This is a genomic window from Kitasatospora sp. NPDC056783 (assembly GCF_042789895.1).
Lineage (GTDB): Bacteria > Actinomycetota > Actinomycetes > Streptomycetales > Streptomycetaceae > Kitasatospora.
Window position 1 is genome coordinate 1 of the sequence record NZ_JBHUAF010000062.1, and the last position, 20,155, is coordinate 20,155.

18 protein-coding genes are annotated in these 20,155 nt (G+C 72.6%); 6 read left to right on the forward strand and 12 right to left on the reverse strand.

Going from position 1 to position 20,155, the window contains the following annotated elements; genetic code table 11:
- Positions 1-44: 44 nt before the first annotated feature.
- Positions 45-2,963 carry an excinuclease ABC subunit UvrA gene (gene uvrA / locus ACFRMQ_RS12495; RefSeq protein WP_380729902.1) on the reverse strand — a complete coding sequence of 973 codons (2,919 nt, stop codon included), beginning with the start codon at positions 2,961-2,963 and terminating at the stop codon, positions 45-47.
- A 271-nt stretch (positions 2,964-3,234) separates the two neighbouring features.
- Between uvrA and ACFRMQ_RS12500 the strand changes: the two genes are divergently transcribed.
- Together ACFRMQ_RS12500 and ACFRMQ_RS12505 are read left to right on the forward strand one after the other, a co-directional pair.
- Positions 3,235-3,963 carry a maleylpyruvate isomerase family mycothiol-dependent enzyme gene (locus ACFRMQ_RS12500; protein ID WP_380729904.1) on the forward strand — a complete coding sequence of 243 codons (729 nt, stop codon included), beginning with the start codon at positions 3,235-3,237 and terminating at the stop codon, positions 3,961-3,963.
- 45 nt (positions 3,964-4,008) lie between these two features.
- Positions 4,009-4,662: an MBL fold metallo-hydrolase gene (locus tag ACFRMQ_RS12505; RefSeq protein ID WP_380729906.1), complete on the forward strand. Its 654-nt coding sequence runs from the start codon at positions 4,009-4,011 to the stop codon at positions 4,660-4,662.
- An 81-nt stretch (positions 4,663-4,743) separates the two neighbouring features.
- Here ACFRMQ_RS12505 and ACFRMQ_RS12510 read toward each other — a convergent pair whose 3' ends face one another.
- The 4 genes from ACFRMQ_RS12510 to zapE all read right to left on the reverse strand — a co-directional run bounded on the left by ACFRMQ_RS12510 (position 4,744) and on the right by zapE (position 9,957).
- Positions 4,744-5,724 (reverse strand): TerC family protein, encoded by a 981-nt coding sequence (locus ACFRMQ_RS12510; RefSeq protein WP_380729909.1) that lies wholly within the window; start codon positions 5,722-5,724, stop codon positions 4,744-4,746.
- A 202-nt stretch (positions 5,725-5,926) separates the two neighbouring features.
- Positions 5,927-6,505: a TerD family protein gene (locus tag ACFRMQ_RS12515; protein WP_380729911.1), complete on the reverse strand. Its 579-nt coding sequence runs from the start codon at positions 6,503-6,505 to the stop codon at positions 5,927-5,929.
- Between the two features lie 254 nt (positions 6,506-6,759).
- Positions 6,760-8,850 carry an excinuclease ABC subunit UvrB gene (gene uvrB / locus ACFRMQ_RS12520; RefSeq protein ID WP_380729913.1) on the reverse strand — a complete coding sequence of 697 codons (2,091 nt, stop codon included), beginning with the start codon at positions 8,848-8,850 and terminating at the stop codon, positions 6,760-6,762.
- Between the two features lie 36 nt (positions 8,851-8,886).
- Positions 8,887-9,957 carry a cell division protein ZapE gene (gene zapE / locus ACFRMQ_RS12525; RefSeq protein WP_380729915.1) on the reverse strand — a complete coding sequence of 357 codons (1,071 nt, stop codon included), beginning with the start codon at positions 9,955-9,957 and terminating at the stop codon, positions 8,887-8,889.
- 84 nt (positions 9,958-10,041) lie between these two features.
- Between zapE and ACFRMQ_RS12530 the strand changes: the two genes are divergently transcribed.
- From ACFRMQ_RS12530 to msrB, 4 genes are all read left to right on the forward strand, one after another.
- Positions 10,042-10,827 (forward strand): pyrimidine reductase family protein, encoded by a 786-nt coding sequence (locus tag ACFRMQ_RS12530; protein ID WP_380729917.1) that lies wholly within the window; start codon positions 10,042-10,044, stop codon positions 10,825-10,827.
- Positions 10,828-10,883: 56 nt separating this feature from the next.
- Positions 10,884-11,345 (forward strand): indole-3-glycerol phosphate synthase, encoded by a 462-nt coding sequence (locus ACFRMQ_RS12535; RefSeq protein ID WP_380729919.1) that lies wholly within the window; start codon positions 10,884-10,886, stop codon positions 11,343-11,345.
- Positions 11,346-11,457: 112 nt separating this feature from the next.
- Positions 11,458-12,867 carry a UDP-N-acetylmuramate--L-alanine ligase gene (gene murC / locus ACFRMQ_RS12540; RefSeq protein WP_380729922.1) on the forward strand — a complete coding sequence of 470 codons (1,410 nt, stop codon included), beginning with the start codon at positions 11,458-11,460 and terminating at the stop codon, positions 12,865-12,867.
- A 39-nt stretch (positions 12,868-12,906) separates the two neighbouring features.
- Entirely contained in the window at positions 12,907-13,311 is a 405-nt protein-coding gene (msrB, locus tag ACFRMQ_RS12545) for a peptide-methionine (R)-S-oxide reductase MsrB (RefSeq protein WP_380729924.1), read from the forward strand.
- Positions 13,312-13,379: 68 nt separating this feature from the next.
- On the opposite strand, the gene ACFRMQ_RS12550 is transcribed toward msrB, so the two are convergent.
- From ACFRMQ_RS12550 to ACFRMQ_RS12580, 7 genes are all read right to left on the reverse strand, one after another.
- The gene (locus ACFRMQ_RS12550; protein ID WP_380729926.1) at positions 13,380-14,582 is read right to left on the reverse strand and encodes a cytochrome P450; all 1,203 of its coding nucleotides are present in this window, start codon (positions 14,580-14,582) and stop codon (positions 13,380-13,382) included.
- Positions 14,579-15,139: an ATP/GTP-binding protein gene (locus tag ACFRMQ_RS12555; protein ID WP_380729958.1), complete on the reverse strand. Its 561-nt coding sequence runs from the start codon at positions 15,137-15,139 to the stop codon at positions 14,579-14,581. The genes ACFRMQ_RS12550 and ACFRMQ_RS12555 overlap by 4 nt, the downstream gene beginning before the upstream one ends.
- An 82-nt stretch (positions 15,140-15,221) precedes the next feature.
- Complete coding sequence (locus ACFRMQ_RS12560) at positions 15,222-15,572, reverse strand: DUF742 domain-containing protein (protein ID WP_380729928.1); 351 nt, start codon at positions 15,570-15,572, stop codon at positions 15,222-15,224.
- Complete coding sequence (locus tag ACFRMQ_RS12565; protein ID WP_380729930.1) at positions 15,569-16,000, reverse strand: roadblock/LC7 domain-containing protein; 432 nt, start codon at positions 15,998-16,000, stop codon at positions 15,569-15,571. Before ACFRMQ_RS12565 ends, ACFRMQ_RS12560 begins: the two co-directional genes overlap by 4 nt.
- A complete protein-coding gene (locus ACFRMQ_RS12570; protein WP_380729933.1) occupies positions 15,997-17,820 on the reverse strand; it encodes an ATP-binding protein in 1,824 nt (607 codons plus the stop codon). The genes ACFRMQ_RS12565 and ACFRMQ_RS12570 overlap by 4 nt, the downstream gene beginning before the upstream one ends.
- 80 nt (positions 17,821-17,900) lie before the next feature.
- Positions 17,901-18,911, reverse strand: a complete 1,011-nt coding sequence (locus ACFRMQ_RS12575; RefSeq protein ID WP_380729936.1) for an MBL fold metallo-hydrolase — start codon at positions 18,909-18,911, stop codon at positions 17,901-17,903.
- Positions 18,912-19,085: 174 nt separating this feature from the next.
- Positions 19,086-20,006: a GNAT family N-acetyltransferase gene (locus ACFRMQ_RS12580; RefSeq protein WP_380729938.1), complete on the reverse strand. Its 921-nt coding sequence runs from the start codon at positions 20,004-20,006 to the stop codon at positions 19,086-19,088.
- Between the last annotated feature and the right edge of the window lie 149 nt (positions 20,007-20,155).

The window sequence follows — 20,155 nt, forward strand, 5'->3', positions numbered from 1 at the left end:
GGGTGTCAGGGTGGCCCGGGAGCGGCGGGGCGCGGCGGGCGGGACTACTTCTTCGCGGCGGCCGCGCGCTTGCGCGGCGCCTTCTTCGCCGGGACGGCCGGGGCCGCCGGGGCGTCCGCGAGGTCGGCGGGCAGGATGTCCCGCAGGAACTTGCCGGTGTGACTCTCCGGGACGGCGGCGATCTGCTCGGGGGTGCCCTCGGCGACGACCGTGCCGCCGCCGGAGCCGCCCTCGGGGCCCATGTCGACGACCCAGTCGGCGGTCTTGATCACATCGAGGTTGTGCTCGATGACGATCACCGTGTTGCCCTTGTCGACCAGCCCGCTGAGCACCTTGATCAGCTTGCTGATGTCCTCGAAGTGCAGACCGGTGGTGGGCTCGTCCAGCACGTAGACCGTCCGCCCGGTCGAGCGCTTCTGGAGCTCCGAGGCGAGCTTGACGCGCTGCGCCTCGCCGCCGGACAGCGTCGGCGCGGACTGGCCGAGCCGGACGTAGCCGAGGCCGACGTCGTTGAGCGTCCGCAGGTGGCGGGCGATCGCCGGGACGGCCTCGAAGAAGGCCAGCGCCTCCTCGATCGGCATGTCCAGCACCTCGGCGATGGACTTGCCCTTGTAGTGGACCTCCAGCGTCTCCCGGTTGTACCGGGCGCCGTGGCAGACCTCGCACGGCACGTAGACGTCCGGCAGGAAGTTCATCTCGATCTTGATGGTGCCGTCGCCCGAGCAGTTCTCGCAGCGGCCGCCCTTGACGTTGAAGGAGAACCGGCCGGGCAGGTAGCCGCGGACCTTGGCCTCCTGCGTCTCCGCGAAGAGCCGGCGGACGTGGTCGAACACCCCAGTGTAGGTGGCCGGGTTGGAGCGCGGGGTGCGGCCGATCGGCGACTGGTCGACGTGCACCACCTTGTCCACCTGGTCGGTGCCGGTGATCCGGGTGTGCCGGCCGGGCACCGCGCGGGCGCCGTTCAGCTCCCGGGCGAGGTGGGTGTACAGGATGTCGTTGACCAGCGTCGACTTGCCGGAGCCGGAGACGCCGGTGATCGCGGTGAGGGTGCCGAGCGGGAAGCCGACCGTGACGTCCTTGAGGTTGTGCTCGCGGGCGCCGTGGACGGTCAGCTGGCGCTTCTTGTCCCGCTCGCGGCGGGCCTCCGGGATCGGGATGGACCGCTTGCCGGAGAGGTACTGGCCGGTCAGCGACTCCTCGTTGCCGAGCAGCTCCTTCAGCGAACCGGAGTGCACCACCTTGCCGCCGTGCTCGCCGGCGCCGGGGCCGATGTCGACCACCCAGTCCGCGGTCTTGATGGTGTCCTCGTCGTGCTCGACCACGATCAGGGTGTTGCCGATGTCGCGCAGCCGCACCAGCGTCTCGATCAGCCGGTGGTTGTCCCGCTGGTGCAGGCCGATGGACGGCTCGTCCAGCACGTACAGCACGCCGACCAGGCCGGAGCCGATCTGGGTGGCCAGCCGGATGCGCTGGGCCTCGCCGCCGGACAGGGTGCCGGCCGCGCGGTCCAGCGAGAGGTAGTCCAGGCCGACGTCGACCAGGAAGCGCAGCCGCTCGTTGACCTCCTTGAGGACCCGCTCGGCGATCCGCTTGTCGCGGGCGTTGAGCTTCATCGCGCCCAGGAACTCGGAGCAGTCGCTGATCGACATCGAGGAGACGTCGGCGATCGACTTGTCCTGGACGGTGACCGCGAGCACCACCGGCTTGAGCCGGGTGCCCTGGCACGTCGGGCAGGGCACCTCGCGCATGTAGCCCTCGAAGCGCTCGCGGCTGCTGTCGCTCTCCGCCTCGGTGTGCCGGCGCTGGATGAACGGGATCGCGCCCTCGAAGCCGGTGCTGTACGAGCGCTCGCGGCCGAAGCGGTTGCGGTAGCGGACCTCCACCTGGTGCTTGTGCCCGTACAGCAGCGCCTTCCTGGCGCGGGCGGGCAGCCCGGCCCAGGGGATGTCGGTGCGGAAGCCGAGCTCTCCGGCCAGCGCGTCGATCAGCCGCTGGAAGTACTCCTTGGCGTGCCCGGCCGACCACGGGTGGATGGCGCCCTCGTCCAGCGAGCGCTCGACGTCCGGCACCACCAGCTCCGGGTCGACCTCCATCCGGTTGCCCAGGCCCGAGCAGTCCGGGCAGGCGCCGAACGGCGAGTTGAAGGAGAACGAGCGCGGCTCCAGCTCCTCGAACGACACGTCGTCGTAGGGGCAGTAGAGGTGCTCGGAGTACATCCGCTCGCGCTCGGGGTCGTCCTCGGGGAGGTCGACGAAGTCGAGCACGACCATGCCGCCGGACAGCCGCAGGGCCGTCTCCACCGAGTCGGTGAGCCGCCGCTTGGCGCTGTCCTTCACCGTGAGGCGGTCGATCACCACCTCGATGGTGTGCTTCTCCTGCTTCTTGAGCTTCGGCGGCTCGGCGAGCTGGACCGTCTCGCCGTCGACCCGGGCGCGGGAGTAGCCCTTGGACTGGAGGTCGGCGAACAGGTCGACGAACTCGCCCTTGCGCTCGCGCACCACCGGGCTCAGCACCTGGAAGCGGGTGCCCTCGGTGAGCTCCAGCACCTTGTCCACGATCGCCTGCGGCGACTGCTTGGCGATCGGGCGGCCGCAGTGCGGACAGTGCGGCTTGCCGATCCGGGCGAACAGCAGGCGCAGGTAGTCGTAGACCTCGGTGATGGTGCCGACGGTCGAACGGGGGTTGCGGTTGGTGGACTTCTGGTCGATCGAGACGGCCGGGGAGAGGCCTTCGATGAAGTCCACGTCGGGCTTGTCCATCTGCCCCAGGAACTGGCGGGCGTAGGACGACAGCGACTCGACGTAGCGGCGCTGGCCCTCGGCGAAGATCGTGTCGAAGGCGAGCGAGGACTTGCCGGAGCCGGAGAGGCCCGTGAAGACGATGAGGGAGTCGCGGGGCAGGTCGAGCGAGACGTTCTTGAGGTTGTGCTCGCGAGCACCGCGGACGATGAGGCGGTCGGCCACTGCTTCTGGCGCCTTTCTCCGGTGCGAGAGGGCTTGCGTTGGGATGTGCTGCTTCTTCCAGGATGCGGCAGCCAGCCTATAGCTCAGACGTTCGAATATCGACCTTGTCCAGCCGGGACCACCCGAACGAGTGAGGGCGGCTCCCGGACGGTCCGTACCCGGACCGAAAAAGGCCCTGCTCAGGGCCGGGATGGGCGATAGCGTCACCTGGTCAACGAGCGGAGCCCCCGCGGGCAACGCGCCGACCCGTACGAAACCGAGGGCAGAAACGATGACCGAGCCGCAGTCCGCCGCCGCCTCCTGGTTGCAGCAGGTCGAGGGGGCCACCCAGCGCCTCCTGGCCACCGTCGAGGGAATGGATCCCGGCACCGTCGCCGAGCCCTCCGGCCTCCCCGGCTGGACCCGCGGGCACGTCCTCGCCCACCTCGCCCGCAACGCCGACTCCCTGGTCAACCTGCTGACCGGCGCCCGCACCGGCACCGACATCCCGCAGTACGCCGGCGACGAGGCCCGCGACCGGGACATCGAGCACGACGCCCCGCGACCGCTCGACGTCCACCTCGCCGACCTGCGCGACTCCCACGCGCGCTTCACCGGGGCCGCCGCGCTGATGGACGCGCAGTCCTGGAGCGCCGGGGTCAAGCACCGCCACGGCTACGTCTTCCCGGCCTACGACATCCCGGCCAAGCGCCTGGTGGAGCTGGAGTTCCACCACGTCGACCTGGCCCTCGGCTACACCCCCGCGCGGTGGCCCCGGGACTTCGCGGTCACCCAGTTCCGCCGGGTCGCCGAGGGCCTGGCCGACGAGACCGGCCTGCCCGGCGTCGAGCTGGTCGCCGAGGACGGCGGGGAGCGCGCCACGATCGGCTCGGGCACCCCCGCGCTGACCGTCACCGGCCCCGTCCACGCCCTCGCCGCCTGGCTCTCCGGCCGCTCCGACGGAGCCGGCCTGCGCCGCACCCCCGACACCGCCCTCCCCCAGCTTCCCCCGATGGGCTGACGGGGCGAGGATGATCCCAGAAGCCACTGGAGAGGGAGCGAACGGATGACGTACCACGGAGCGGTCAAGGTCGGCGGGCCGCCGGACGTGCGGGAGCTGGCCCACCTGATCATCACCAAGGTGGCCGTCGGCCCGTACGACAACAACGCCTACCTGCTGCGCTGCCGGGCCACCGACGAGCAGCTGCTGATCGACGCCGCCGCGGACGCCCCGGCGCTGCTGGAGACCGTCGGCGACGAACTGGGCACCGTGGTCACCACCCACCGGCACCACGACCACTGGGGCGCGCTGGCCGAGGTGGTCGCCACCACCGGCGCCCGCACCGCCGCCGGCGAGCACGACGCCGAGGGCATCGACGTCCCCACCGAGCTGCTGCTCGCCGACGGCGACACGCTGCGGGTCGGCGAGGTCGAGCTGACCGTCCGGCACCTGGTCGGGCACACCCCGGGCGCGATCGTGCTGGTCTACGACGACCCGCAGGGCCACCCCCACGTCTTCACCGGCGACTGCCTCTTCCCCGGCGGCGTCGGCAACACCTGGGGCGACCCGGAGGCCTTCCGGACCCTCTACCGCGACGTCACCGAGAAGGTCTTCGACGTCCTCCCCGACGAGGCCTGGGTCTACCCCGGCCACGGCGACGACACCACCCTCGGCGCCGAGCGCCCGCACCTCGACGAGTGGCGCGAACGCGGCTGGTGAGCCCCCCGGGCCCGAACGGCACGGAGCCCCGCCCCCGGACGTGTCCATCCGGCGGCGGGGCTCCGCGGCGTCGCGCGCCGGTCAGGCGTCGAGCTTCTCGCGCTCCTCGCGCTCGGCCTTCTTCGTGGCCCGGAGGCTGGTGAAGGTGGTGACCGCCAGGACGAGCACGATGAACGCCAGGGCGAACGGGATGCCGATCTCCGGGGCCCAGGTCGCGCCCGCCTCGTGGGCGGCGTGCAGCACCAGCTTCACGCCGATGAAGCCGAGGATCACCGAGAGGCCGTAGCTCAGGTGGACCAGCTTCGTCAGCAGGCCGCCGATCAGGAAGTACAGCTGGCGCAGGCCCATCAGGGCGAAGGCGTTGGCGGTGAACACGATGTACGCGTCCTGGGTGAGGCCGAAGATGGCCGGGATCGAGTCCAGCGCGAACAGCACGTCCGTGGTGCCGATGGCCAGCATGACGATCAGCATCGGGGTGATCAGCCGACGGCCGTTCTCCCGGACGAACAGCTTGGTGCCGCGGTAGTCCTCGGTCGCCGGGAAGCGGCGGGTGATCGCCTTGAGGGCGCGGTTCTCCTCGAAGTGCTCCTCCCCCTCGTCCTCGGCGCGGGCCTCCTTGATCAGCTTCCAGGCCGTCCAGATCAGGAAGGCGCCGAAGATGAAGAACACCCAGGAGAACTCGGAGACCAGGGCCGCGCCACCGGCGATGAACACCGCCCGGAGCACCAGCGCGATGATCACGCCGAACATCAGCACGCGCTGCTGGTAGATCCTGGGCACCGCGAACTTGCCCATGATCAGGATGAACACGAAGAGGTTGTCGACACTGAGCGACTTCTCGGTGATGTAGCCGGCGAAGAACTCGCCCGCCGGCTCCGATCCGGAGTGCCACCAGAGGAAACCACCGAAGAGCACCGCCAGGGCCACCCAGACGGCCGTCCAGATCCCGGCCTCCTTGATCGAGACCTCGTGCGGCTTGCGCCCTCCGATGAAGAAGTCCGCCACGATCAGTGCGACCAGCACCAGGATCGTGGAGACCCACATGGTCAGGGAAACGTCCACTACTGCTCCTCCGGCAGGTAGGCGAGACAGTCATCGTCACTGCCGGAGGTCTCTTCCGCCCGTCGGGCCAGCGCCCCGGGATGCCGCGACGGGCATCCGTGATGACGGGGTCGACTGTCGAGGAATACTCCCCTCCGCTGCCAACGAGGGTAACAGCCGACCCAAGAGAAGGTAAAGAAGGTAAAGAACCCGCCCGGCCGGACTACAGGTACGGCTCGATCGCCGGCAGCAGGTCCTGGAAGGTGCGCCCCTTGGCCGGCGCGCCGATCGCCTGCATCTCCCAGCCGCCGTTGCCGTCCCGGACCACCTTGGCCATGATCTGACCGGTGTGCGGCCCGCCGCCCGCGAGCTCGTAGCGGGCCAGCTCCAGCCCGGTGGTCTCGTCCACCAGCCGGCAGTGCGCCCGCTGCACCTCGGCGAAGGTCTGGCCGGTGTACGAGCTCACCGTGAACACCACCTGGGTGATGTTCACGGGCACGTGCGCCAGGTCGACCAGGATCGCCTCGTCGTCCTCGGCCCCGGAGCCGCCCTCCAGGTTGTCGCCGGTGTGCCGCACGGAGCCGTCGCTGCTCTCCAGGTGCGAGAAGAACACCACGTCCGAGGGGGTCTTCTCGGCGTACAGCAGCGCCGAGGCGTCCAGGTCGACCTTCCGGGTGCGGCTGCCGAACAGCCCGCGCTTGGGGGCGGCCTGCCAGCCGAGGCCCATCCGGACCACGGACAGGGCGCTGCCCGGCCCCTTCTGGAGGCTGACCCTCTGCCCCTTGGCCAGGTTCACCGACACGACGACGTCCTCTCTGCCGGCCGCGCGGTCACGGCCGCGCGGCTCCACGGTGGAACACCCCGTCGCCGTCCCCCGGCTGAGGCCCCCTCTGCGTACGGCCCGCCACCCCGTCCCGAGGGCACGGTGCCGCAGGCCAGCCTAGGGCCTGCGGCGGCCCCGGCCCCCCGGGGTTTCCCCGTTTGTGGCAGGTCTGAGACACCTCCGGGCGGTTGACCCCCGCGGACGCGGGGAAGGGCCGTGTCCCGGCCGCGCCGTCAGGCCACACCCGCCTCGCGCATCTGCCGCAGTTCCTTCTTCAGCTCCTTGACCTCGTCGCGCAGCCGGGCCGCGACCTCGAACTGGAGGTCGGCGGCGGCGGTGTGCATCCGGTCGGTCATCTCCTGGATCAGGTCCGCCAGTTCGGCCGCCGGCAGGGACTTGGCCGGCTTGCGCTCCGCGCCGAGCGCCGGCACCGGGGCCTTGCCCTTGCCCTGGTTGCGGTACCCGGTGGAGAGCAGCTCGTCGGTGTCCACGTCCTCGCGGGCGAGGGTGTCCAGGATGTCGCCGATCTTCTTGCGCAGCGGCTGCGGGTCGATCCCGTGCTCCTTGTTGTAGGCCTGCTGCACGGCCCGGCGGCGGTTGGTCTCGTCGATGGCCTTCTCCATCGACGGAGTGATCCTGTCCGCGTACATGTGGACCTGGCCGGAGACGTTGCGGGCGGCGCGGCCGATCGTCTGGATCAGCGAGGTGCCGGAGCGCAGGAAGCCCTCCTTGTCCGCGTCCAGGATCGCCACCAGCGAGACCTCGGGCAGGTCCAGGCCCTCGCGCAGCAGGTTGATGCCGACCAGCACGTCGTACCGGCCCGCCCGCAGCTCGCGCAGCAGCTCCACCCGGCGCAGGGTGTCCACGTCGCTGTGCAGGTACCGGACCCGGATGTCCAGGCCGAGCATGTAGTCGGTGAGGTCCTCGGCCATCTTCTTGGTCAGCGTGGTGACCAGGACGCGCTCGTCCTTCTCGACCCGCTTGCGGACCTCGTGCACCAGGTCGTCGATCTGCCCCTCGGTCGGCTTGACGATCACCTCGGGGTCGATCAGGCCGGTCGGGCGGATGATCTGTTCGACCTGGCCGTCGCCGCGCGACAGCTCGTACGCGCCGGGCGTCGCCGACAGGTAGACCGTCTGGCCGATCCGCCCCAGGAACTCCTCCCACTTCAGCGGCCGGTTGTCCATCGCGGACGGCAGCCGGAAGCCGTGCTCGACCAGGGTGCGCTTGCGCGAGGCGTCGCCCTCGTACATCGCGCCGATCTGCGGGACGGTGACGTGCGACTCGTCGATGACCAGGAGGAAGTCCTCCGGGAAGTAGTCGAGCAGGGTGTTCGGCGGGGAGCCCGGCTCACGGCCGTCGAAGTGCATCGAGTAGTTCTCGACGCCCGAGCAGGTGCCGATCTGGCGCAGCATCTCGATGTCGTAGGTGGTGCGCATGCGCAGCCGCTGGGCCTCCAGCAGCTTGCCCTGCTTCTCCATCCGGGCGAGAGAGGTCTCCAGCTCCTTCTCGATGCCGTTGATCGCGCGCTCCATGCGCTCGGGGCCGGCGACGTAGTGGGAGGCGGGGAAGACGTGGATCGACTCGTCCTGGCTGATGATCTCGCCGGTGAGCGGGTGCAGGGTGTACAGCGCCTCGATCTCGTCGCCGAACATCTCGATCCGGACGGCGAGCTCCTCGTACACCGGGAAGATCTCGATCGTGTCGCCGCGGACCCGGAAGGTGCCGCGGGTGAAGGCCACGTCGTTGCGGGCGTACTGGATGTCGACGAAGCGGCGCAGCAGGTCGTCCCGGTCGATCTCCTGCCCGACCTGGAGCCGGACCATCCGGTCCACGTACTCCTGCGGGGTGCCGAGGCCGTAGATGCAGGACACGGACGCGACCACGATCACGTCCCGGCGGGTGAGCAGCGAGTTGGTCGCCGAGTGGCGCAGCCGCTCGACCTCCTCGTTGATCGAGGAGTCCTTCTCGATGTAGGTGTCCGTCTGCGGGACGTACGCCTCCGGCTGGTAGTAGTCGTAGTACGAGACGAAGTACTCGACCGCGTTGTTCGGCAGCAGCTCGCGGAACTCGTTCGCCAGCTGCGCGGCCAGCGTCTTGTTCGGCGCCATCACCAGGGTGGGCCGCTGCAGCTTCTCGATCATCCAGGCCGTGGTGGCCGACTTGCCGGTGCCGGTGGCACCGAGCAGCACGACGTCCTTCTCCCCTCCCCTGATCCGCCGTTCCAGCTCGGCGATCGCCGCCGGCTGGTCACCGTTCGGCTGGAAGGGGCTGACGACCTCGAAGGGCGCCACGGACCGCTCAATACTCGTGATGGGACGCACCACTCAACGGTACGGCCCACCACTGACAAGCGGGTCCTACTTGGCGCTGTCGCGGGCGAGGGCGACGAGGCGGGAGATGGCGCGCAGGTACTTCTTGCGGTAGCCGCCGCGGAGCATCTCCTCGGGGAAGACCTGGTCGAAGGGCAGGCCGGAGGCGGTGATCGGCAGCTCGCGGTCGTACATCCGGTCGGCGAGGACGACCAGGCGCAGCGCGGTGGACTGGTCGTCGACCTGCTTGACGCCGCGCAGGCAGACCGCGGTGACGTCGTCCAGCAGCGCGCCGTAGCGGCTGGGGTGGACGGCGGAGAGGTGGGCGAGCAGGGCGTCGAAGTCGTCCAGCGAGGCGCCGGGGGTGCGGGCGGCGGCGGCCTCGACGGCCTGGTCGGTGTAGGGCGGCGGGGCGTCGGGCAGGCCGCGGTGGCGGTAGTCCTGGCCGTCGATCCGCATCGGGCGGAAGTGCGCGGACAGGCCCTGGATCTCGCGCAGGAAGTCGGCGGCGGCGAAGCGGCCCTCGCCGAGCTTCTCCGGCAGGGTGTTCGAGGTGGCGCACAGCTTGACGCCGTTGTCGACCAGCCGGCCGAGCAGGGTGGAGACGAGCACGGTGTCGCCCGGGTCGTCCAGTTCGAACTCGTCGATGCAGAGCAGCTTGTGCCCGGAGAGGGTCCGCACCGCCTGCTGGAAGCCGAGCGCGCCGACCAGGTTGGTCAGTTCGACGAAGGTGCCGAAGGCCTTGGGGCCGGGGGCGGCGTGCCAGAGCGACGCGAGCAGGTGGGTCTTGCCGACGCCGTAGCCGCCGTCGAGGTAGACGCCGGCCGGGCCGGTGGGGGCGGGGGCGGAGCGGCGGAACCAGCCGCGCTTGGGTGCGGAACCGTTTCCCCCGGTGAGGGTGGCCGCGAACTGCTCCAGGACCTGGACGGCCTCGTACTGGCTCGGCTGGGTCGGGTCCGGGATGTACGTCCCGAAGCTCACCTCGGCGAACCGGGGCGGCGGGACCATCTCGGCGACCAGCCGCTCGGCGGGGACGACGGGGCGGCGGTCGGCGAGCGCGATCGGGGAGCCGGACTCGGCGGCTATCGGCTCGGTCGCGGGGTTGGAGGCTGCGGGCACATCAGTAGAGGGTACGCCTGCCCGGTACGCCGTCCGAACGGCCGCGGGCCGCGGCGGAGGAGGCCGCGGTGGAAGACTGGGAGCATGCAACAGTTGATCAGCCCGTTGGGTGGGCGGACCGCCGATCCGGCGGCCCTGGAGTCGCTCGCCGCCGTCTACGCGTACCCCGAACAGGTGAATCAGGGGCGCCCCTGGCTGCGCGCCAACATGGTGTCCGGCCTGGACGGCGCGGCCAGGCTCGACGGGTTGTCCGACGGTCTCTCCGGCGACGCCGACAAGCGGATCTTCGGGGTGCTGCGGGCGCTGTCGGACGTGGTACTGGTGGGCGCGGAGACCGTCCGCGCCGAGGGCTACCGGCCGGCCCGGGCCCGCGAGGAGTTCGCGGCGGCCCGGGCGGCGGCCGGCCAGGCGCCGGCCCCGGCGATCGCCGTGGTGAGCCGCTCGCTGCGACTGGACCTGACCGCGCCGCTGTTCACCGAACCGCTGGTCAGGACGGTGGTGATCACCACCGAGGACGCCCCCGAGGAGCGCCGCCGGGAGGTCGCCGAGGTGGCCGACCTCGTGCTCGCCGGCACCGGTTCGGTGGACCCGCGGGTGGCCGTGGCGGCCCTGGCCGGGCGGGGCTGGACCCGGCTGCTGACCGAGGGCGGCCCGCGCCTGCTGGGGCAGCTCGCGGCGGCCGGCCTGCTGGACGAGCTGTGCCTGTCGCTGGCCCCGCTGCTCACCGGCGGCGACGCGCCGCGCGTCCTCGACGCCGCGCGAATGCCGGACGTGCAGCGGATGCGGCTGGTCTCATTGATCGAGCAGAAAGGATTCCTCTTCACCCGCTACCTGCGTCACCCGGGCTCGGACGACCCCGTGACCCCCTGATCGCGATCCCGTTATGCGATGCCGGGGCCCGGGGGCCGGCCACTGGAAGGACTCACGTGTTCAAGACCGTACTGATGATCGAAAAGGCTCTCTCCGACGCGGACGTGGAACTCGTCACCACGCTCCACGGCGAGGAGGAGGTGTCCTTCGTCGTCCTGATGCAGCCGCGCGGCAAGCAGGACGAACTGCTGCGGGCGCTCGACGACGTCGCCCTCGGCCACCTCGACAAGGTGGTCCACGAGCACGACGAGTCCGAGAGCGGGCCGACCGTGGCCACCGAGTCGCTGGAGCACAGCCTGCGCCACCTGCGCTCCGCGGGGGCCGAGGCGGTGGGCGAGCTGGTCGAGGACAGGCCGCTGGAGCGGCTGCGCGCGGTCGTCGAGGATCAGCGGGCGGACGAGGTGGTGGTGCTCACCTCCCCGCACTTCGTGGAGGAGTTCTTCCACCGCGACTGGGCCTCCCAGGCCCGGCACAAGGTGGGGGTCCCGGTGCTCAGGCTGTTCGCCAGCGACTCCTAGCCCCGCCCTGCGGTGGTGCAGAATCGTCCTTGCGGTCCGCCCGCGAGGACGATTCCGTCCTCCCGGCCCGTCCGCCCGACCTGATCTGTCCCCGCCCGTACGGAGCCACGCCTTGAACGACGCCGCGCACGACCTGCACGCCCCGCACTTCATCGGCATCGGCGGCGCCGGGATGTCCGGCCTGGCGAAGATCCTCGCCGTGCGCGGGGCCAGCGTCTCCGGCAGCGACTCCAAGGAGTCCGAGACCGTCCTCGCGCTGCGCGCCCTCGGCGCCACCGTGCACGTCGGCCACGCCGCCGAGCACGTGCCGGACGGCACCAGCAGCGTGGTCGTCTCCAGCGCGATCCGCGCCGACAACCCGGAGCTGGTCGCCGCCCACGAGCGCGGCATCCCGGTGGTGCACCGCTCGGACGCGCTGGCCGCGCTGATGGGCGGCCGCCGGGCGCTGGCGGTGGCCGGCACCCACGGCAAGACCACCACCACCAGCATGCTCGCCGTCGCCCTCGGCGAGCTGGGCCTGGACCCGTCCTACGCGATCGGCGGCGACCTCGACGCGCCCGGCTCCAACGCCCACCACGGCGCCGGCGGGATCTTCGTCGCCGAGGCGGACGAGAGCGACCGCAGCTTCCACAAGTACGCGCCCGAGGTGGCGATCGTGCTCAACGTGGAGCTGGACCACCACGCCAACTACGCCTCGATCGACGAGATCTACGAGTCCTTCGAGACCTTCGTCGGCCGGATCGTGCCCGGCGGCACCCTGGTGGTCTCGGCCGACCACGACGGCGCCCGCGAGCTGACCTCCCGGGTCGCCGGCCGCGAGGGCCTGAACGTGGTGACGGTCGGCTCCGCCGAGGACGCCGACCTGCGAGTGCTCTCGGTGGTCGCCCACGGCATGACCAGCGAGGTCACGGTACTGCTGGACGGCGTCGAGCTGTCCTTCACCGTCTCGGTGCCCGGCCGGCACTACGCCCACAACGCGGTGGCCGCGCTGGCCGCCGGCGTCGCGCTGGGCGTCCCGGCCGCCGACCTGGCCAAGGCGCTCGGCGCCTACACTGGCGTGCGCCGCCGCCTCCAGCTCAAGGGCGAGGCCGGCGGGGTCCAGGTGATCGACTCCTACGCCCACCACCCCACCGAGATGACCGCCGACCTGGAGGCGATCCGCGAGGGGCTGACCGGCGGCGGCCGGGTGCTGGTGGTCTTCCAGCCGCACCTGTTCAGCCGCACCCAGCAGCTCGGCGAGGAGATGGGCGCGGCCCTGGCGCTGGCCGACGCCTCGGTGGTGCTGGACATCTACCCGGCGCGCGAGGACCCGATCCCGGGCGTGACCAGCGAGCTGATCATCGACGCCGCCCGCCGGGCCGGCGCCGAGGTCACCGCCGAGCACTCCTTCGCCGCCGCCCCCGCCCTGCTGGCCGGCCTCGCCCGCCCGGGCGACCTGCTGCTCACCATGGGCGCGGGCGACGTGACGAACCTGGGCCCGGAAATCCTCGAGCACCTCGCGAACGTTGCCTCCAACGTCTGACGCACACCGTCCGACGTCCCCCCGAACCGGGAGCCCGTGATGAGCTACGAGATCGAGAAGACCGAGGCCGAGTGGCGCGCCCAGCTCAGCCCCGAGGAGTACCACGTGCTCCGCGAGGCGGGCACCGAGCGCCCGTTCACCGGTGAGTACACCGACACCAGGACGGTCGGCGTCTACGGCTGCCGGGCCTGCGGGGCCGAACTGTTCAGCTCCGAGACCAAGTTCGACAGCCACTGCGGCTGGCCGTCCTACTACGCGCCGCTGGCCGGGGACCGCGTCCAGTACATCGAGGACACCTCGCTCGGCATGCGCCGGGTCGAGGTGCGCTGCGCCCGCTGCGGCGGCCACCTCGGGCACGTCTTCGAGGGCGAGGGCTACGGCACCCCGACCGACCAGCGGTACTGCATCAACAGCGTCTCGCTGACGCTCAAGCCGGCCGAGTAGCGCGGACGGCGAGCGGCCCGGGCACCGTACGCGGCGCCCGGGCCTCCGTGCGAGGACCCGGGGGCGGGCTACCCCTCCACCGGATCCACCGGCCGGAAGCGCACCGGCAGGCGCAGCAGCGCCCGGTGGAACGGGCCCGGGCGCCAGACCAGTTCCTCGGCGGGGGTGGCCAGTTCGAGGTCGCTGAGGCGGCTGCCCAGCTGCTCGATGGCGGTGATCGCGATCAGCAGGGCCGGGTCCCGGGCCGGGCAGGCGTGCGGGCCGGCCGCCCAGGCCAGGTGGGCGCTCTCGCCGCTGCGCAGCCCGCCGTCCTCGGCCGGCGGCGCGGCCTGGGAGTTGGCGGCCGCGTACGAGACCAGCAGCAGCGTGCCCGCCTTGATCTCGCGGCCGTGGAAGGTGATGTCGTACCGCGGGTAGTGGGCCGAGAAGTTGGCCATCGGCGGCTCGTGCCAGAGCACCTCGTCGATCGCCTGGTGGGCGGTCATCGCTCCGCCGTACAGCGAGCCGGCGTACCGGGCGTCGGTGAGCAGGCGCAGCATGGCGTTGCCGATCAGGTTGGTGGTCGGCTCGTGTCCGGCGATCAGGGTCAGGGTGATCTGCCGGATCACCTCGTCGTCGTCCAGCCCGACCGGGTGGGTGACGTACCAGGAGGTGAGGTCGTTGCGGGGGCGCTCGCGCCGCTCGGCGACCATCGCGGTGACCACCGCGAGGAGCTTCCCGTACGAGATGCCCGCCTCCTCGGTGGACTCGATCAGTCCGGTGATCGCGCCCACCACCTCCTCGCGCTGCTCGGGCGGCACCCCGAACCAGGTGGTCAGCGCGAAGGCGGGCAGCCGGCGGCAGTACTCGGCGATCAGGTCGGCGTGGCCGACGGAGGCGAAGCCGTCGATCAGCCGGTGCGCGGTCTCGGCGACCTCCCGCTGGAGCCGGTGCGGTTCGAACAGCGCGAGGGCGTCGGTGATCACCGCCCGGTAGCGCGCGTGCGTCTCGCCGTCGCTGAACAGCGCGGTCGGGCGGTAGCCGAGCATCGGCAGCAGCGGGGAGTCCTGCGGGAGCTCGCGCCGTGAGAGCCGGGAGTCCTTGGAGAAGGTGTCGGTGTCGCGCAGCAGGTCGAGCGCGGCCTGGTAGTCGGTGACCAGCAGGGCCTCGACGCCGGGCCCGAGTTCCACCGGGGCGGTGGCGCCGTGGCGCCGCAGCCGCTCGTAGACCGGCTGGGGGTCGGCGGCGAAGACCGGGCCGTGGATCGGGGTCGGGCGGGGCTCGACGCTCACGGGTTCTCCGGGGTGGCGGGCGGGGCTTCGGGGAGGGCTTCCAGGACGTGCTCGACCAGCGCGATCAGGGCGTCCAGGCTGCTGTCGCGCTCGCGGGCGTCGCAGAGCAGCAGCGGGGTGCCGGCGTGCAGGTCCAGGTGGGTGCGCAGCACCTCGGCCGGGTGGTCCGGGGTGTCCGGGAAGCGGTTGACGGCGACGGCGTACGGCAGGCCCTGTTCCTCGACCATGTCCATGATCTCGAAGGAGTCGGCGAGCCGGCGGGTGTCGGCGAGCACCAGGGCGCCCAGCGCGCCGCGCGCGATGTCCTGCCAGAGCGGGAAGAAGCGGCGCTGGCCGGGGGTGCCGAACATGTACAGCACCACGTTGCCGGGCAGGGTGAGCCGGCCGAAGTCGACGGCGACGGTGGTGGTGGACTTCTCGGGCACCCCGGCCACGTCGTCCACCGGCCGCCCGGTCTCGGTCATCGCCTCCTCGGTGTGCAGGGTGGCGATCTCGGAGAGGGTGCGGATGAGGGTGGTCTTGCCGACCCCGAACGGGCCGGCCACCACCAGTTTCATCAGCGTCTGGTCCTGGTCGGGCAGGTAGCCGACCCGGCTCGGCCGGCCGGTCTGGTCGTCCGGGTCCGGCCGGGCGGCCGGATCACCTGAGCGCACGGAGTCCAACGAGGAGCCTCTCGACGATGGAGCGGTCGGTCTGCTGGGCGCGCGGGATCGGCGCGCGGGCGCGCAGGCAGCCCGCCTCGACCAGGTCGGCGGCGAGGAAGACCGTGGCGCTGACCGGCAGGCGCAGGTGCGCGGCGGCCTCCACCACGGTCAGCGCGCCGGGGCGCAGCAGTTCCCAGAGCCGGCGGTGTTCGGGTTCGAGTGCGTCCGGCGGGTCGGCCCGGTCGGCGAACAGCACCGTCAGCCGCTCGAAGCCCTTGTTGCCGGGGCGGCTGCGGCCGCCGGTGGCCAGGTAGGCGGGGACCATCCGCCTGCGGGAGGCGGTCATGACCGGCCGTCGTCGTCCTGCCGCCGGACCGGGCTCGCGAGCGCGCGGCCGAGGGCGGCGACCTGGAGCTGCATCTGGTAGGCCACGTTGCCGAGTTGGGCGTCCGGCGAGGTGAACACGGCGAGCGAGGTGTTCTCCCCGGCGGGCACCACGATGGCGTAGCCGAGGTCGGACTCCACCACGGTCTGGGCCAGCCGGGGCCGCTCGGCCTCGGTGAACGCGGCGGTGAAGGCCCGGGCGGCGGCGTGCACGGTGGCGGTCATCGCGGCGACCCGCTCGGCGGAGGCCCGCTCCAGGCCGTCCGAGGCGCCCTCGACCAGGCCGTCCCCGGTGGCGACGACCGCGTGCAGGACCCCGGGCAGCTCCAGCAGCGGGGTCAGCACCCACGAGATCTCGTCGGTGGTGGTCGGGCTGGGCGTGCTGCTCACTGCTCGGCTCCTTCTGGGGTCGGACCGGTGCTCCGGGCACCGGGGGCGCTGTCGGCGGTGGTGTCACCGGGGGTGGTGCCGGTCGTGCCGGCGGTGGCGTCGCCGTGCTCGGGCACGGCGCCGGCGGCGTCCTGGCGGGCGGCCTGGGCCACGGCGGCCCGGCCGGAGTCGGTGCCCTGCTGGAGCGCCTGCCAGTGGGAGGCGGCCCGCTCGGGGGTGCGTCCGGTGGTGGCGGCGGGGGCGGGCGGCGCGGCGGCCGGCTCCGCGGTGGCCAGCGGGCGGCGGCGGCGCCGGGTGGGCAGTCCGGTGCCGTCGTCGGGCACGGCCGGGTCCGCCGCCGGGGCGCTCGTGGCGGGCCGCTCCGCGGCCGGCTCGTCCGCGACCGGGTCGGGCACCACGCGGATGGTGGGCGCCGGGCGCGGGCCCGGCTGGTTGTGGCGGTCGGCGAGCCGCGGGCCGTCCTGCTCGTCGGCGTCGCGCATCGGCGGCACGGCCGCGACGGTGGGCGCCTGGGCCGGGCCGGTGCCGGCCCGCAGCGGCAGCGGGGTGAGCACCGAGAGCGGCCGCTCGTCGGCCACGACGGTCACCAGCGCGGCCGGGATGCGCAGGATGGTCCGCATGCCGCCGTACGGCGAGGGCTCGATGTGGCAGGAGAAGCCGTACTGGCGGGCCAGCTTGCCGATCACCGCGAAGCCGGTCTTGGGCGGGTTGCCGAGCTCGGTGAGCAGCATGTCCGGCGGGCCGGCCAGCAGTCGGCGGGCGCGGCGCAGCTGGTCCTCGTCCATGCCGATGCCGCTGTCGTCGATGATCACCAGCGCGCCGCGGCCGCCCTGCTGGACAGTGACCGGGACGTCGGTCTCCGGGTGGGAGTAGGCGGTGGCGTTGGCGAGCAGTTCGGCGATGGTGACGGCGACCGGCTCGGCGGCCCGGGCCACCACGGCGAGGCGCTGCTCGCGCAGGTGGTTGGCGACCTTGATCCGGGCGTAGCCGGGCACCCGGGAGAGCGCGCCGACGACCACCTCGGCGAGCGGCGAGTCGGTACGGGCCAGGCCCGGCCAGGCCTCGCAGAGCACCGCGACGGTCTGGATCCGGCGCAGCGCGACCTCGTTGCGGAAGTCGACCTCCAGCAGCCGGGGGTCGTCGTTCTCGTGCTGGAGCTGCTGGACCAGGCTCTGGATCTGGTACAGCAGGGTCTGGATCCGGGAGGTGGCGCCGCGCATGGCGGCGCGGGCGGCGGCGTCCACCCGTTCGCGCTCGTCGGCGAGGGCGGCGTGGGCGGCGTCCAGGACGGCCTGGAGCGCCCGGACGGCCTCGGGACCGACGGCCCGCGGGTCCAGCGGGCCGACCAGCGGGGCGTTGGCGTGGGTGAGCCGTACGGCGGTGGCGGCGACCCGTTCCTGGGCGAGGTGGCCGACCTCGGCGAGCAGCGCGGCGGCCCGTGCCTCGGCGGCGGCGTGGGCGTCTTCGGCCCGCTCGGCCCGGTCGGTCGCGGCGGCGCTCTGCTGCATGGTCTCGCGGACGGTGTCCTGGGCCTGCCGGGCCGCTTCCTGCGCCTCGCGGACGCTGTCCTCGGCGGACCGGGTGCGTTCCTCCGCCCGCCGGGCCTCCTCGGCGGCGCGCCGGGCGGCCTCCTGCGCCTCGCGCTGCTGCTGTTCCGAGCGGGCGAGTCTGCCCTCGGCGGCCCGGGCACGCTCCTCCCCCAGGCCGAGCGCGGTCTCGGCGGCCGCCGCCCGGGCGACGGCGGCGGTCCGGCCGCGCGCGAGCACGGCCGTGGCCACGGCGGCGACCAGCGCCAGGACGATCAGCGCGATCTGCGTCATCGAAGTCCTCGGGAGTGCTTGCGGGTTGGGCCGGCCGGATCGGACGGGTCGGCCGGGTCGGGCCGGTGGAGCGGGCTGGGTCAGTTCCGCCGGGTGCGCGGGTGCGGGGGGCGGGCGCCGTCCTCGGCCAGTTCCCGGGCCACCAGGGCGACCTGGCCCATGGCCTCCAGGACGCCCGGGGCCTCGGAGCCGTCCAGGTTCCGGTACTCGGCGGCGATGGTCAGCACCAGCCGCTCGGGCAGGCCGAGTTCGGGGTGGCGTTGCTCGGCGATCACCCGGCGGGCGGCGTCCAGCGCGGGTATCCCGGCGGCGTGCAGGGCGTGGGCGCGGTCGCGGACGTACCCGAGGTAGCCGATGTGCTCCCGGACGCCGTCGCGGTCGAGCACCGGGCCGTGACCGGGCACGAAGATCTCGGCGCCGGTGGCCAGGGCCCGCTCGCAGGCGCCGATGACGTTCTCCAGCGGTCCGGCCCAGTGCGAGGGGTGGTCGCCGGGCTGCTCGGGCGTCGAGGAGAAGATCACGTCGCCGGTGAACACCGCGCGCTGGTGCGGGAGGTGGACCATCAGGTCGCCTCCGGTGTGGGCGGCGGGCAGGCTGCTGATCTGCACCGGGTAGCGGCCGACCGTCAGTTCCAGCTCGCCGGTGAAGACGGTGTCGGGGCGTACCGGCTCGGTTCCGGACCAGTCGAACCGGCCGAAGTGCTCCCGGAGGTAGCCGCCGAGCGGGGAGTCCGGGTCGCTGTTGGCGACCAGGCCGTGCTGCTGCTGCGGGGTGGGCTCCCAGTGGATGTGCTCCAGCGCCTCGCGGGTGGCGATCACCTCGGCGTTCGGCAGCACCCCGGCGCCCCACAGGTGGTCACCGTTGGCGTGGGTGACGACCACCCGGTCGACCTCGACCCCGTCCGGCAGCAGCCGCCGGCTCGCGGCCAGGAACTCGCCGGCCATCGAGGGGTCGTACGGCGTGTCGATCCAGAGCGCGGTGGTCTCCGAGGACAGCAGTCCGCAGTTGGCCAGGCCCCAGCCGCGCTTCGGCGGAAGCCATACGTACAGGTCCTCGGCAATCGCGCTCACGTTCGCACGGTTGATCGTCATGTGCGCGATTATGCCCATGCTGTGCCAGGAGCGGAGCAAAACTGTTACGGTTCCAGCCAGTTAGCGCCTGAATCACCCGGAAATTCCCCGATTCGCCCCGCGTGGTCTGGACCACATCTGGCCGAAGTTCCCCTGGCCGGGACGGTGCCGGACGAATCGTCAGATGCCCGCCCGCTACGGCCGCTTCACCTGCCGGACCCCCTTGCGCTCCCCCGCGCAGGCCTCGTACCCCAGCCACGCGTTGACCGCCAGCATCGGCCCGTTGGTGGTGTCGTTGCTGGTGTACGCGTGCCGGTAGCCGGCCGCCACGGCGAGCCGCAGCGACTCCCGCTTGGCCAGCTTGGTCAGCCCCCGGCCGCGGAACTCCCGGCGGCAGGCGGAGAACGCGGACCAGTAGCGGTCCACCCCGTCGGTCTGCACCATGCTGAACGCGGCCGGCACGCCGTCCACCACGGCGACGACGCTCAGCGCGCGGTCCCGGTCCGGCCGGTTCCAGTCGCCGCGCAGCCAGTCCTCGTACGCGTAGGCGTCCATCGGCACCTCGCTGCCCGGCTCGTCCTGGACGGCGTCCTCCTCGACCAGGAACAGCGGGTGAGGGTCGCCGGCCCAGTCGGCGGCCGGGCGCAGCTCGACGCCCGGCGGCGGTACCGGCGCCGGCGGCAGCGGCAGGGCCAGGTCCCGGCCGGCGAACCGCATGGTGCGGCCGAGTTCGTAGCCCCGGGCGGCGGCGAAGGCCAGCGAGGCGGGCTCGTCGTCCATCCAGGTGTGCAGCGCGGTCACCCCGTGCGCGGCCAGGTGCCGGTCGACCGCGGCCAGCAGCGCGGTGGCCGCGCCGCGCCGGCGGAACTCCGGCAGCACGCTGCCGTTGACGTAGCCGACCCCGGTGGTCGTCGTCCCGAGCACCACCCCGCAGCGCGCCGCGCCGACCACCCGGCCGTCCAGCTCGGCGACGAAGGTGCGGAAGTGCTCCGCGGAACCGGGCTGGGCGTTCAGCCAGACCAGGGCCTCGGCGGAGAGCACCAGGTGCTCGCGGCCGGCCCGGTGCGCCGCGGCCACCGCCTCGGCGTCGTCGGCGCGGAAGTCACGGATCGTCAAGGAAAAGGAAGGCGAAGGATTCATGGCCGCCCACGCTAACCGGGCCCGGCCGCCGGGCGCCTCCGGTTTTCCGCCGTTCGGGCACCGGCCCGCGGCACCCCACCTGCGGGAACGTCCCGTGCTCGGGACCAAAGTCCCTGACGGCCGGA

Excerpts from the sequence above, each read along its gene's own strand:
- ACFRMQ_RS12500 (WP_380729904.1), top strand. The coding sequence starts at position 3,235 with ATGACCGAGCCGCAGTCCGCCGCCGCCTCCTGGTTGCAGCAGGTCGAG.
- ACFRMQ_RS12505 (WP_380729906.1), top strand. The coding sequence starts at position 4,009 with ATGACGTACCACGGAGCGGTCAAGGTCGGCGGGCCGCCGGACGTGCGG.
- ACFRMQ_RS12530 (WP_380729917.1), top strand. The coding sequence starts at position 10,042 with ATGCAACAGTTGATCAGCCCGTTGGGTGGGCGGACCGCCGATCCGGCG.
- msrB (WP_380729924.1), top strand. The coding sequence starts at position 12,907 with ATGAGCTACGAGATCGAGAAGACCGAGGCCGAGTGGCGCGCCCAGCTC.
- ACFRMQ_RS12555 (WP_380729958.1), bottom strand. The coding sequence starts at position 15,139 with ATGAAACTGGTGGTGGCCGGCCCGTTCGGGGTCGGCAAGACCACCCTC.
- ACFRMQ_RS12560 (WP_380729928.1), bottom strand. The coding sequence starts at position 15,572 with ATGACCGCCTCCCGCAGGCGGATGGTCCCCGCCTACCTGGCCACCGGC.
- ACFRMQ_RS12570 (WP_380729933.1), bottom strand. The coding sequence starts at position 17,820 with ATGACGCAGATCGCGCTGATCGTCCTGGCGCTGGTCGCCGCCGTGGCC.
- ACFRMQ_RS12575 (WP_380729936.1), bottom strand. The coding sequence starts at position 18,911 with ATGACGATCAACCGTGCGAACGTGAGCGCGATTGCCGAGGACCTGTAC.